Source organism: Paraburkholderia sp. USG1, assembly GCF_031570135.1.
Lineage (GTDB): Bacteria > Pseudomonadota > Gammaproteobacteria > Burkholderiales > Burkholderiaceae > Paraburkholderia > Paraburkholderia dioscoreae.
On sequence record NZ_JAMWXW010000019.1, the window covers coordinates 13,660 to 26,996 of the forward strand.

The 13,337-nt window shown below is 63.6% G+C and carries 12 protein-coding genes and 2 pseudogenes; 6 read left to right on the forward strand and 8 right to left on the reverse strand.

The genetic code is table 11. The features are described 5' to 3' along the window. Positions 1-316 precede the first annotated feature (316 nt). Positions 317-517: pseudogene (locus tag NE850_RS23940) on the reverse strand (transposase domain-containing protein); the annotation flags it as partial. Here NE850_RS23940 and NE850_RS23945 point away from each other — a divergent pair. The 6 genes and pseudogenes from NE850_RS23945 to NE850_RS23970 form a co-directional block, all read left to right on the forward strand. Continuing rightward, positions 506-685, forward strand: a pseudogene (locus NE850_RS23945) (transposase domain-containing protein); the annotation flags it as partial. The pseudogenes NE850_RS23940 and NE850_RS23945 overlap by 12 nt on opposite strands. A gap of 197 nt (positions 686-882) precedes the next feature. Next, the gene (locus tag NE850_RS23950; protein ID WP_021161997.1) at positions 883-1,779 is read left to right on the forward strand and encodes an NRAMP family divalent metal transporter; all 897 of its coding nucleotides are present in this window, start codon (positions 883-885) and stop codon (positions 1,777-1,779) included. A 421-nt stretch (positions 1,780-2,200) separates the two neighbouring features. Further along, positions 2,201-2,941 (forward strand): 3-ketoacyl-ACP reductase, encoded by a 741-nt coding sequence (locus NE850_RS23955; RefSeq protein ID WP_012431270.1) that lies wholly within the window; start codon positions 2,201-2,203, stop codon positions 2,939-2,941. 321 nt (positions 2,942-3,262) lie between these two features. Then, complete coding sequence (locus tag NE850_RS23960) at positions 3,263-3,613, forward strand: SET domain-containing protein (protein WP_306415732.1); 351 nt, start codon at positions 3,263-3,265, stop codon at positions 3,611-3,613. 95 nt (positions 3,614-3,708) lie between these two features. Further along, complete coding sequence (locus NE850_RS23965; RefSeq protein ID WP_049868851.1) at positions 3,709-4,071, forward strand: DUF3331 domain-containing protein; 363 nt, start codon at positions 3,709-3,711, stop codon at positions 4,069-4,071. Between the two features lie 625 nt (positions 4,072-4,696). Next, positions 4,697-5,128, forward strand: a complete 432-nt coding sequence (locus NE850_RS23970; RefSeq protein ID WP_012431268.1) for a hypothetical protein — start codon at positions 4,697-4,699, stop codon at positions 5,126-5,128. Between the two features lie 75 nt (positions 5,129-5,203). On the opposite strand, the gene NE850_RS23975 is transcribed toward NE850_RS23970, so the two are convergent. From NE850_RS23975 to NE850_RS24005, 7 genes are read right to left on the reverse strand one after another with little or no spacing between them, the layout of a single operon-like run. Then, positions 5,204-5,995 (reverse strand): DNA adenine methylase, encoded by a 792-nt coding sequence (locus tag NE850_RS23975; RefSeq protein WP_012431267.1) that lies wholly within the window; start codon positions 5,993-5,995, stop codon positions 5,204-5,206. A gap of 14 nt (positions 5,996-6,009) precedes the next feature. After that, positions 6,010-7,059, reverse strand: a complete 1,050-nt coding sequence (locus NE850_RS23980; RefSeq protein WP_012431266.1) for a relaxase/mobilization nuclease domain-containing protein — start codon at positions 7,057-7,059, stop codon at positions 6,010-6,012. Position 7,060: 1 nt separating this feature from the next. Then, positions 7,061-7,582, reverse strand: coding sequence for a hypothetical protein (locus NE850_RS23985; RefSeq protein ID WP_012431265.1), 522 nt, complete (start codon positions 7,580-7,582; stop codon positions 7,061-7,063). A gap of 10 nt (positions 7,583-7,592) precedes the next feature. After that, entirely contained in the window at positions 7,593-9,182 is a 1,590-nt protein-coding gene (locus NE850_RS23990; protein WP_012431264.1) for an LPD7 domain-containing protein, read from the reverse strand. A 45-nt stretch (positions 9,183-9,227) separates the two neighbouring features. Continuing rightward, on the reverse strand, positions 9,228-11,141 hold the full coding sequence (locus tag NE850_RS23995; protein WP_012431263.1) for a PriCT-2 domain-containing protein: 1,914 nt from the start codon (positions 11,139-11,141) through the stop codon (positions 9,228-9,230). Continuing rightward, positions 11,138-12,922 (reverse strand): type IV secretory system conjugative DNA transfer family protein, encoded by a 1,785-nt coding sequence (locus tag NE850_RS24000; RefSeq protein WP_012431262.1) that lies wholly within the window; start codon positions 12,920-12,922, stop codon positions 11,138-11,140. Before NE850_RS24000 ends, NE850_RS23995 begins: the two co-directional genes overlap by 4 nt. Then, on the reverse strand, positions 12,919-13,329 hold the full coding sequence (locus NE850_RS24005; protein WP_012431261.1) for a hypothetical protein: 411 nt from the start codon (positions 13,327-13,329) through the stop codon (positions 12,919-12,921). Before NE850_RS24005 ends, NE850_RS24000 begins: the two co-directional genes overlap by 4 nt. Between the last annotated feature and the right edge of the window lie 8 nt (positions 13,330-13,337).

Below are 13,337 nucleotides of genomic sequence, written 5' to 3' on the forward strand. Positions count from 1 at the left end.
CGATACCTAAACTGGAGCTGGCCTTCTTGTGCACGCGGAGATATTGAGCAGTCGGCGGATCTCGGGAGAAACCGCCTACATCCGCGTTCCGGACGCCATTGCGGCCACCAGGCGGCGACTCCCGCGGCTGGCGCTGTTCCTCGCGCATGCGCGGCGGCCGGTGCTACGCTTTCAGGACTTCAGCGATACGGGTTATCCGTAAGCGACGATTCCAGCACACGGCGTGGCAGCTTGCGCGCCTTTGAAGGTCGAGCGTAGTCGCGTCGCGGCGCTCGGAATCGAGCGGCGGCGTCCGCGTGGATAGGGTGGAAGTCAGTCAGGGAGTTTTTGCTTTGGCCTGCTGCAAGCGGGCGTAATTGAATGGCAGCAGATCCGTGACGTCGGCGTCGGGCACGCGCTACGGCAACTCGGTGAGCACGTGCAGGAGATAGTCATACGGCTCGACGTCGCAGGCACGGCACGTCAGCACGAGGCTGTAGATCGTGGCACTGGCTTTTGCGCCGCCAACTGTGTCGCTGGCGCGAATGCCGCCGCCAACCTGTATTCGCTGATCGAAACGTGTAAGGCAAACAGCGTCGAACCGTACGGCTATCTCGTCGCGCTGTTCAAGGCACTCCCGCTTGCACACAGCGCCGACGACTATGAGGCCTTGTTGCCGTGGCGGGTCGCCGCCTCAACAGACTGACGCACACCCCGGCGCCGCGCGCAAGCCACGTCGTCTAATGAGCGCTTACCGTGCAAATTGGAATCGGATCCGGGTCCCCCAGTTACTCCTCGACGTAGTCTGTGGGCTGAATGTCGCGAACATATACCAAAACAGCTTGAGTCTGCCGGAAATGCCGGTGCCTTTAACAATTCCTGGCAAATACGTCTGAGGGGTACGTGCTGCTCTTCTCCGTGATCTGCGTGTGCATGCAACTGCTGCTGCAATACACCCGCTATGTCGCGGTGCTGAAGTGGTTCACGTTATCGCTCTTCGCATATTTCGCCGTACTGGCAGTGGTCCATCTTGACTGGATGCGCCTCGCGACCCGGCTCGTCATTCCCGATCTGCACTGGAACGCGGGCTACCTGACCGCGGTGGTCGCCGTGTTCGGTACCACCATCAGCCCTTATCTGTTCTTCTGGCAGTCCGAGGAGGAAGTGGAGGACATGCACGTTCATCCGAAGCGCCGGGATCTCTTCGATGCTCCACAACAGGGATCGGGCGCCCTGCATCGGATCGAAATCGACACGGTGGCGGGAATGGGGCTGTCCAATCTGGTGGCTCTGGCGATTCTCGCCACTACCGCTGCTACGCTCAACGTCGACGGCATCACGGATATCCAGACCTCTGCGCAGGCGGCGCTGGCGCTACGCCCCATTGCAGGCTCCTTCGCAGCCATCTTCTTTACCACGGGCATCGTCGGCACGGGCCTGCTCTCCGTACCGGTGCTGGCCGGTTCAACCGCCTATGCTATCGGTGAAGCCCGTAGCTGGCCGGTCGGGTTCACCCGCAAGGTTCAGGAAGCCAAAGCGTTCTATGCGACGATCGCCATCGCCACGCTGATCGGCATGATCGTCAATTTCACTTCCATCAACGCGATCAAGGCGCTCTACTGGAGCGCGGTGCTCAACGGCGTCGTCGCCGTGCCGATCATGATCGTCATGATGCTGGTCGCCTCCCGCGCAGACATCATGGGCCGCTTCGTCGTCCAGGGCCGGCTGCGGACGCTGGGCTGGCTTGCAACACTCGTCATGCTGGTCATCGCGCTGGCCATGCTCGCAACATCGTTCTGATCTGTCGCCGCGGCTATGCCGGTCCCGTCCGGCCTGATCGCCTCGTCTGGCGGGGCGGACCGCACGCGTGCCCGGTTGCCCCCAGATCAGCATTGAGATGCCTGTCGAGCGTCCTCATCGCACGCGTCTGCGGCATCGAGCTTCGCTGCGCCCGCTGCGCGCCGCCAACGTCAGGCACAGCATCCGGCGGCTTCGCCATGGCAAGGCGGGCATCCCCGAAGCAGTTCATGGAGTGGAACCGGGAGGGCACGGTTCTCCCGTTTGCAGGCCCCTCTCGCACAGCACCCTTCTACCCATAGAACGAGACCGATGCGTGCGCTTAAGGGTAATTGCGCATCGCATCAGCCGCTCGCGGTGGTCAATATTGTTTCCATCCTCCAGACAGACTTTTGTCCAACCCGACCAACACGAAGGAGGATTTATGGCAACCCGTATTGCATATGTCACGGGCGGCATGGGTGGCATCGGTACAGCAATCTGCCAGCGGCTGCACAAGGAGAACTTCACTGTTGTCGCGGGCTGCGGACCGAACTCGACGCGCCGTGCCCGATGGCTGGAGGAGCAGAAGACACTCGGCTATTCCTTCATCGCCTCCGAGGGCAACGTCGCCAACTGGGAGTCGACGGAAAAGGCCTTCAAAAAGGTCAAAAAGGAAGTTGGCGAAATCGACGTGCTGATCAATAACGCGGGCATCACGCGCGATGGCGTGTTCCGGAAAATGACCCACGAAGACTGGACTGCCGTCATCGACACCAATCTCAACAGCCTTTTCAACGTGACAAAACAGGTGATCGAAGGCATGGTCCAGCGTGGCTGGGGGCGCATCGTCAACATCTCTTCGGTGAACGGACAGAAAGGCCAGTTCGGCCAAACCAACTACTCCACGGCCAAAGCGGGCATTCACGGCTTCACCATGGCGCTGGCGCAGGAGGTCGCTGTAAAGAACGTGACGGTCAATACCGTATCGCCCGGCTACATTGGTACCGAGATGGTACGTGCAGTGCGCCCCGATGTACTTACGAAGATCGTGGAGAGCATTCCGGTGCGGCGGCTGGGCAATCCGGAAGAAATCGCATCGATCGTGGCATGGCTCGCTTCCGATGACGCCGGGTTTGCGACAGGCGCGGACTTTTCATTGAATGGCGGGCTGCATATGGGCTAGCGACCGGCGAAGCAGGCTGTCCGGCACCGGACGCAACGGTCTCTGCGTCCGGCGCTACGAGGAGTACCACCCGCAGTGCCGGACGCGATCTGCTCCGCCGCCTGGAAGCGCCCGATGCCGGGATCTGAACGGACACGGCGAGACCGTTCCGTGAAAGCCAGTGCGGGTATGCCGCGCTCCCGTTTCCGGTTCGCGCGGTCTCGCATGCCCACCTTCATCCCCCTTGCGCCGATAATTCGACGCAGGCAATCTGTACGTCAATCCTCCTTCAGACCGTCTCCCCCTTCCGTGCTGGCCACGGGTCTTACGAGTGCATCTCAAGTGTCGTCTCTGAAACGCTCCCCCGCTACGCCGAGCCGTAGCCGAATTACCGTCCGCCGCTCTTCCGTTCATGGCAAAGGCGTTTTCGCAACACGTGGCTTTCCCGTCGGCGCCCTGGTCTGTGAATACAAGGGCGAACGCATTGGGTGGGACAAGGCCATGCGCCGCCATCCCAGGGACCCGGATCACCCCGATCACACCTTCTATTTCGATGTTGGCGACGGCACGGTAATCGACGGCGGCGTCGGCGGCAACAGCGCGCGCTGGCTGAACCACTCCTGTCAGCCGAACTGCGCGACGTCCGGATTTTCATCCGTACCATCTGTGCCATCCAGCCGGGCGAAGAACTGAGCATCGATTACGCTCTCGTCGTGGAGGCGCGACATACCCGGCAGCTTCGGGAAAGGTTTGCCTGCCGATGCGGTTCGCCAGTTTGCCGCGGTACCATGCTGGCCGTACGACGACGTGCCAGGCAGAAGACAGGGATCGTCGCGCAGCTTCCTGCAGGGACGCCTGGCGATGCAACCGGGCAAACGCAGCGTACCGTGCGGGTCTTTGAACGCCCCAATGTCGACTCGCTGATTGTCGCGTGGCGCGAGGCGGGCCGCTGCTGTTACAGCGAGCAGCGCTGGGTGCGCGCGCAAGCATCGGCTGCCGGTATCTGTGCACTATCGGGCAATGCGTTCGTGGCGGGACAGATGGTCTTTAAACCACTCCACATCAATCCAGCACCGGTCAACCATGATGCGTGCATCGCCGAGTGCAGCGTTCCTCATCTCCCTGAGTTCGCGGAGGCACCGATTGACTGATGCGGAGGGAAAGTGATCGTGGACCCGCTACTCGAGCGCCGTACACGTAGACAATCCCGTACCAGTCATACGGCGGAATGGTCGAAATGGCGTGGGCAAACCCCCTGCAGAGCACCAATCTGAAGTCAGCGAACCGTTCCTTCACGCAGCCTGAAGATGTCCCAACGGCTCCGGACGGATGGTCATCGAGAATCATCTGGCCCGGATACGCAACAATCGTTCACTGCCTGCCCGGCGTCAGCTTGGAACAGGAAGTTGGCATTGGGCAAAGTTGACGCCGTGTGCGGATGTTCACTGCCTGCGAAGACATCGCGTCAACTGCGCACCCCGGATACATGTGCGCCGTCGAATCCCGTCCAGCATTGCGTCCCGAAATCGTACAGCTTGCAGTGACGCTTATCTACGCAGCGGAGCACACTCCTGAAAAGCAGCAGAGAACTGTTGCATTACGGATATGCGGTCCTGTCAGAAAATAGTCACCCCTTCCCGCCCCTCTGCTGACCTGAGTCCGTTGCATTCGTCAGTCAAACGTCTATATTTGACAGATGAAACTTCGCTCCGGTCCGGACCTCGTGTGCTGACGGGAGTGGTCTGATGCAGCACTCCGAGCCCAAAGGAGCGAATCATGACGGGTTGGCTGAAACTCGCGTTAATCGTCGCTATCGTCGTTGGTGTTGCGAAGGGCATCCAGTTGTTCAACCGGCATTGCCGACGTCGTTTCGGACACACCTTTTTTACGACGCGTGGGTTCTGGATCGCAGCCATTGCCATCAATCTGCTCTGGTGGGGTTTCTACTTCTGGGGGACTGCATACATCCACCATACGACAATGTCGGACGGAATCGTTTTGATGCTGTTCGGGGTCGCTGTGGTGACATGGCTTCTCTACGAAAACATTCGAGACACAGATCTCATTCACGGCATCGGTGGTTCGACCCTGCAGTTGGTGCTGTTTCTTCCCCTCGCACTCTATAGCTTCCCTTTGTTGATACTCGGCATGGTCTTCATACTCGTCGCCTCGTACAAGGCTGGCCCCGCGTTGCTCATTGACCGCTGAGGCCAAAGCGGGTGCGTTGCTGAATTGAAGTAGGGCCGAGGTATTTCAAAAGTTCAGGTAGTCGCCCGGCCGACATCAGAAGAGTCCCACAGGGTCCTTCGCCCTGTCCCAGCTATAGATGATCAGCTCGCCGCGCAAGGCGGTGTTGGCCGGTCCTCCGACCGTATATTGCAGTTCGACGCGCTCCCGTTGAAATCCTGCAAACAGGTCGTGGAATGCCACGTGATCATTGAGCGTGAGGATTGCCCGTCCCTGCAGTTCCTTTAGCACTGCCGCGATTCGTTCATACTCGCTGAACTCGAATGGCACGCCATAGCCCTCCGTTTCCAGGTATGGCGGGTCGAGATAGAAGAACGTATGCGGCCGGTCGTAGCGCGTCATGCATGTCTGCCAGTCCAGCTTTTCGATATAGGCACCCGACAGTCGAAGGTGGGCTGCGGACAGTGTTTCTTCAAGACGCAGAAGATTCAGCCCAGGCGGCGAGGTCGTCGCCGTGCCGAACGTTCGCCCGTCAACACGGCCGCCAAAGCAATTCTGCTGCAGATAGTAGAACCGTGCCGCGCGCTGGATATCCGTGAGCGTTTCCGGCCGCGTGTCCTGCAGCCATCTGAACACCTGGCGGCTCGTCAACGCCCATTTAAACTGCCTCACGAACTCTTCGAGGTGGTGCTGCACCACGCGATACAGATTCACGAGCTCGTCGTTCACGTCATTCAACACCTCTACCTCGGCGGGCGGGCGCATGAAGAACAGCGCCGCAGCGCCAGCAAACACCTCAACGTAACAGGTATGCGGCGGGAAGCGCGGAATAAGCACGTCCGCGAGCCGCCGTTTGCCACCTATCCACGGAATGATCGGCATCGCCATGACACCTCCTTTGCTCAGCGTTCCACCCCGGCCTGCGGATCGTCCGGAAACAGATCATGCTGTCCCTGACGGCGACGTGCGTGACTTTCCTCCTGTGCATGAACCGGTTTGCGGCGCCGTTGCTGTTCCTCGCGCTCGTTGCGCTCCATCGATGGCCTTTCTTGCTGCACCGGCATCGTCTGCACGAAGTCCCTGATCACTGTCGCCAGGCTTCGATCGTCCGCACTTTGCGAGCCCGCCATCGCATGCGCCACGCCCCGCCACGCTTCGAGTGCGCCAGCGTGCGCCTCCCGCAAGGCGCGGCGCGCGGCGCCGTCGAGTTCCGGCCGCCAGTAACGGGGTACTTCATCGCGCGCAGCCATATGTACGACGGCCTGTTTCGGATAGCGCTGCGTCTCACCGCGTGCCAGTCGCGTAGTCGCATTGGCCTCGACGCCATGCTCACGCAACTGGTACGCAAACCGTTCGCGCCAGCGCTGCAGATCCTGTTTGCGCGGATTGAGACGCCGGCCGTCCGGTCCACGTATCTGAACCGCCAGATGCACGTGCGGATGCGCTTCGTCGTCGTGTGCGGCAAAGATATACCGCCGGCCGTCGCCGAATTCTTCCGCCGCAAAGGCGCGTGCCGCGTTGCGTACCGCCTGGCGGTCCGTGCCGGGTGGCATCGACAACAATACATTGAACACCTCGCGCCTGCGGCTCTCTTCCGGAATTCCCCAGCCCCCGAGTCGCCACGCATCCGTGAGATCGTGAAGCGCCTCACGTCCGAGTACGGCCATGCCGTCCTGATCCTCGAGCTCGACCTTGCCGTTGCGGGAGATGTAGCGCAGATGGCGCCGCACGGCACTCATACCCTGGGCACCCGATGCCCTGTTCGTGATCTTGACCATCACCTCCGGGGAGCGTCTGAGCGTGCGCGCAAGCTGGTCACGGACCCGCCGCGCGTGCCGGCCGGGTTCTCCCCGAGACATGCGCGGCGCGCGAACATGGTGAAGGGGATCATGAAAGAGCCGGTCTCCCCAGTTCAGCAGCATCTGATCGACCCAGGTTTTCGGGAACGCCATGCTAGCGGCTCCAGCGATCGAGGTTGGCACGCAGCACCTGCGTGACCGCGCGCAGGTGCGCATCGATCACGGCGCGCGTTCCTTGCAGCACGCGCGCCGCGTCGCTCACGTCCCCGCGCGCCTGCAACCGGCCCAGCAGCGTGACGATCGTGGCCAGGTATTGGTTCGAGTCGGCGAGCAGGCGCATCTCACGCTCGCCCAGTTGGGGCTCGTGCACAAGCCGGGCACGGACCACGGCGACGATCCAGCGATTGACGGCCAGTCCGCCTGCGAGGGCGTGTCGCCTCGCGGCATCGAGTTCTGCGTGCGTGAGGCGAATCTCGATGCGTTCACGAGGCCCGTCGACGGAAAGCCAGCCCACAGCGGGTCCCGGCAGGTCGTCGGACAGCTCGTGCTCAGCGAGCACGCCGTGCACCAGTTGCCGGATACCTTCAGCCGGCGAAACACCGTCGCGGGCGCACCGCGCCTCCCAGTGTGATTTCACCGGCCCGAGATCTACACACAACCGTGCGCGCGTCTTCATGGGAGAGCAACTACAGACCTGGCGGCGCAGGCTCGGACGGTGTGCGCTCCATCTCGCGAGCCGTGGCGCGCTCCTGGGTTGCGCGCGGCCGGCGGCTGCGTGCGGAAGGCGCCTCCGGATCAAACACGCGCGGCCGCGGGACCTCGACGCCCTCGGCCTCGAATGCGTCCAGCAGCCGTTGCGCCCGTTGCTGCACCCGTGAAATGGATCGTTCACTGAAGCCCTGCTGCCGCATCGCCGTGGTCAGTACCGCCAGTTGCACCGCTCGCTCCTCCGGCGACGCTGTCGAACGGTCGTGTCTGTCTGCGGCCGCGGCATGACGGGAAGGCATCGGTTTGTCGGTTTCAGCCTTGCTTTCGGGCGTATCGGGCATATCAGGCACGTCGACCTGCGACTGCGTCCGCACCCGACCGGTGACATCCACCTGCCACGTGTTGCGGTAGACCTCCTTCTCTTCCTCGCCAATCACCTTACCCGTCGCATCCAGCACGGGGACGTTCACGGTAACCCAGCGCCTGCCGAGATTTTCCAGTGTCACCCGTTCTCCCGTGATGGCGCCCGCCTCCGAAATGGCCCGTTCCAGATCCACGCCCCAGACGACATGGTCCGCACCAGCCGCATCGCGATAAACGACGTAGTACGAGTCGCTGCGTGCGGGGTTGTGCTGGTAGGGTGCCCCACCGTGCTCGACGAGCTCACCCACGTAGCGCTGCCGTTCCTGACCCTCGGGTTCGGCTTCGCGCGACGCGGCATCACGCGACGACGCAGTCTGCGGCAGCTCGCCCGGCGCAGGGGGGATCTTTGCCCCTGCCGCAGGTTGGGGGTTGGCGTCAGGTTTCAGCGGCTGTTTCACAGGCTGCCCGTTCGGGCTGGCAGACACACCTGGCTTGACCTCCTGCGTTTTCGTGGAACCCGCAGGTACCTGCGTCGCGGCCGACGTTTCTGTCACGTCGATCCGGTTGGTCATGCGTTCGCGACGCCCTTCTGCCAGACGCGCAAAGTCAACGGCCTTCGGCTCATATCCGCTCACTTCAATGCCGAGCAGCGTGGCCTGGACCCAGACCTCGCGCCGGAACTGCTCATGACCCGCCACGCGGATACGCCCCCATGCCTTCGCACGGACCATGTCCACCATCGACTCGACCACGTCAGGACGGTTGTGCTCGGTGACCAGATAAGGGCCGATATCCTCGAACGCGAGCTGATGCGGCGCGTCCTTCAGGAAATACTGGTTACCCGCCCGCAGGTAACGCTTCCTCACCGTCTCCGGCGGATTGCCAAGCGGCACCCACTGCACGGAAGGTGCGTCGCCGCTGCCACGTGGTGCCCTTGGCTGCGTTGCCCACTGCGGTGCCGGATGCTGTGCGGCATCCTGCGACGGAGCATCCGCCTGGATGGCCCGATCGCGCAGCCGCGAGCGCGCCGCATCGAACTCACGGCGTCGGCGTGCGGCCAGTGCATCGGCTGCCATCTGATCGAAGCGCTCCGCGCCCCCGGCGCCGCCCTGCGGATCCGGCAGTGGGGGCGGGTCCGGCTCGATCACGTTGATGACCGGTTCGTCCGCAGGCGGCCCGGAAGAAATTGCGGTGTCATCCATCATGGATCTCCCTCTGGTCACTGCCCTGGCAGGCAGCGCGTCGATCGCTCAGCGTTGCGGCCCCGGTCCCTGCTCCTGTTCGCGGCCTGCACGCTCCTTCGACTGCGCGAGCGCCGCCGCCCGTGCTTCCCGCACCCGGGTCCACGATATCGTCTGCAGCTGGTCCAGTGTCGCGTCGAGCTCGCTGCCGAAACCCACCTCGCGGGCAGACTTCTTCAGCGAGGCGACCGTGCGCTCGAGCAGGTCGCGGGCGCGGTCCCATGGATACACTTTCGCCCGTGCGCCGTCATACCCGACCTGCACCTCCGCGCCGTTGAGCCGCTGGTTCTCATCCATCCACCGCAGGCGGTCCGAGACGAACTCCATGTTCGACTTCGCATGGAACACGACGCTGCGCGTGGACACCTCCTGGATCAGGTAGTGCTCGGTGTTGAACACCTCGCCGCGGTACGGTCCGCCATTCTCGCGGGGCGTCGCCATGCGGATCTGCGCGCCGAACCGGTGCTGCGCGAGTGCCTTGATCTCACCGGGGACTTCGTCGAATCCGTACAGTGGCTCACCTACCCGGCGGCGCGCCGGCGGTTCCGCATCGCGCGCTGACATACGAGCAGGTTTCGGTGCATCGGTTTCCCGCTGTTCCGGAACCGGCTCCGGCGATTGCGATTGCGACTGGGGCTGTTCAGTTGCCGGTTCCGGTGCGGTGCTGTCCTGCGGTGCCGGTTCCGGCGCGTCCTGATGGCCAGCCCGACGGCGCGAAGTACGGCGCCGCCCCGAAGCCTCTCCATCGCCCACGAGTTTCTCTTTCACATTGCCCATTGCATGGTCCTCCTTCAGTACACCCTCTGCTCCCTGTGCAACCGCGACTGGTCCGTCCACTTCCGCACCTGTTGCATCCCGCACCCGCACGCCGTAAAGCGATTCCCGTAAAAGATCACCGACCGCGCCGGTTCCGGACAGTACGGCCATGTCGTCGAAATCGGTCGGTATCGCACCGGCAATGCGGGCGTCCGATGCAAAACGGGGCTCAGCCAGCAGTGACGACGTGCCGAGCGCGGCCTGCTTCGCATGCTCATATCCGGCGCCGAGATCGGCGAGCACGAGCACCTCCGCTTCCGGATAGCGGCCGCGCCACATGGCAGCCACCGGCCGCAGGTTGCCGCTCGACAGGGCGGCCACGCTGAACCAGCCCGTCGCCTGCCACGCCGCCAGTGCCGTGGCGACGCCCTCGGCAATCAGGACCGGCGTCACGGCGCCCTCACGGAACTGGCCCGGTTCGACGACCCAGCAGCCGCCGGACTTCGCGCCGCCCGCGAGCGCTGACTTGCGCCCGTCGGCGTCGATCAGTTCCAGCGTCGAAAGGGCGTCACCGATGCGGACCGGCACAACCAGTACACGCCCCGTGAGCGGCTCTTCGGCACTACGCGGCGCGTAGCCGAGCAGCGCGTGCAGTTCTTCGGCCTCCAGCTCGCGCAGCGCCGGCACGGGCCTCACCTGCTTGCGTTCGAGATACGGATGGTCTGGACCCACGGGCCGGGCCCACTTCCAGATCGCGAGTGCTTCCCGGGCGACAGCCTCCTGTCGCGCGCGCACGCGGGCCTCGAGCTGCGCGCCCTGTCGGGCCTGTTCCTCCGACGGGCGGATCGGCTGCATCCGCGACCTGTCCGCGGGATCCATCGCCGCACGCGAAGCCCGGACGTCGAAGCCGTGCTGCTGCGCCAGCCAGAAGAGCGAGGCGAGCGTCTTGCCGCCCGACTCACCGGCTGAACGCCACGTCACGCGCGCGGCACGCTCGCTGTAGTTGTGGGCGGTCCGGCTCCACTCGTCCCAGATGTCGAAGCCGGCCTCGCCGAACCCCTGTTTGAGCGCGAAGGCCATATCGACCCAGGTCGCGTAGTCCCCGGACGGGATCATGGCCAGCGCCGCACGGGCGCGTTCTTCTTCGCTCAGGTAGCGGGTGTTCATCGGCGGTCTCCATGAAGCGGCACGACGTTCGAACCCTCAGCGGTGCGCGACGGGGTGCGCCCCTGGCGTTTCCGCGAGGCGCCTGTACCGCGCGCGGCATGCGCTTTGGGGACGCCATCCGCGGGGCGCAGTTCCGCGACATCGAGATCGGATGGCGACAGTCGGCGTGCCGCTACCGCGACCCCTTTGGCCGGTACGCCCAACAGGATGAAATGCCGCTCGACGTACGCGGCTGCCTCTTCATCGCTGATGTCGTTCAGATGCCGCGGCAGCTCGCGCGGATCCCATGTCTGCAGCACTTCCAGATATTCCGGGGATACGTGCAGGACGCCGGCTTCATCCATGTCATCGGGTTGCAGATCCCTTAACCGCCGCTCGACCTGGGCGGTGAAGCGCACGAGGTCCATCGCGGGAATTGCCGGGGCGGCCGCAAGGCGTGACGTGAAAACCGGATCACGCCAGTAGCAGATGCGTTCCGCCAGGATGGGTTTGGTGTTTTCGAGCAGGATGATTTCCTTCTCGCGCCCGAGCTCTTTCAGCTCCTGCGGCAACAGCAGCGGCCGGCGCTGTTCCGAAAAACTCTCGCTCGACCCACCGCGTCCGCCGAAGATCGCGTTCGACCGGCTCACGCTACGCGAGCGGTCCGTAAAGGTGCCGAGCATCTCCGAGTATTCGTTCGCGTCCTTCTGCTCGCGCGGTGCATAGATGATCTGCATCGCGTGATTCGTGACGAACGTTCTCGCGTCCGCCCGGCCATACACCGACTCGAGCTGCGAGACCGACTGCACGATCGAGAGCAGCCGCAGGTTATAGCCCGCCATGTAGGCGACCGCGCGGGCAATGATGTGGATCTTGCCGACCGAGGTGAACTCGTCCATCAGCAGCAGGCACTGAATCTTCAGCGCCGGGTTGTCCTGCGGCAGTTCCTTGGTGTTCAGATTGACCAGCTGTGAGAACAGGAGGTTGACGAGAAGTGCCGCCTCGGTCAGGTGGTCCGGTGTGATGCCGACATAGACCGACATGCGGCGCCTGCGCACGTCACGCAGGTCGAAGTCATTGGCGCTTGTGGCCGCATCGACAATCGGATTGGCGAAGATCGTGAGCGGTGCATTGAAGGTCGCGAGGATGCTCGCGAGCACCTTGTCGTCGTTCGCGAGGAAGCGGTTCAGCGCGTCGATGCACGCACCGCTGAGCCGCCGCCGGTTCTGCAGCAATGCCTGCTGGAGATACGCCTTGACTGGCATGCCGTTGCCCGACGACTGGCGCAGCACCTCGCCCATCGTCACCGGACAGTCGGGCGCATCGGTATTGCCCGCGCGGCGCGCATCGCGCCATTCGCACAGCAGCAGCACGATGCCGAGGAAAAGGTTGCGCGCCTGGTCTTTCCAGAAGTCGTCGTGACCACCGACCGGGTACAGCGCGTAGCCGATCGCGAGAATGTCACCGACGCGGAAAACGCCACCCGATATGGCCGACAGCGGGTTGTACCGGTGCGTACGGCCATCCTCCGCAAACGGGTTGAACAGGTACACGTCGTGCCCGTGCGCCCGACGGAAGCCCGCGGTGAGGTGGAAATTCTCCTGCTTGATGTCGAGCACCACCACCGAATCGGGGTAGCTCAGCAGGTTGGGCACCACGATACCCACGCCCTTGCCTGAGCGCGCAGGCGCTGCGAGCAGCACGAACTGCTGGCCGGCAAACCGCAGATAGCGGCCGTGCCACACGCCCACGACCAGCGGCGGCCCGCTGTCGTAGACGCCGGGGTTCGCCATCGTGCTCATAGCAGGCCTGCCCGGCGGACATCCGCCTCGTTGGCGAACCTCGCGCTGCCATAGAGACGCCGGCGCCCGGACTGTTCCAGAAGCGTGTATACGCCGAGTGCGGGGGCACCAAATGCCAGCACCACGCCGAACAACGCGGCACCGGCAAGGCGTCTTCCCTGCTTCGGCAGATGTCCATCATGCCAGGCCAGCGCCGCATCCGGCCACGCATGAAACCCGGCATGAAGCGGGTTGACGTGCTGGCTCGCGACGAAGAAAAACGAAGCCAGCCACAGCGCGAGCGCCAGTCCGGCTGCCGCGCCAGCCACGATCGCAAGCGTCACCAGGGCGACCACTGCGTGGTAACGGATTCCTCTGTTCCCATCGCTGGTGGACCGTACCGTTCCGGTTGTCTTTCCGATGTCCATGGTGCGTG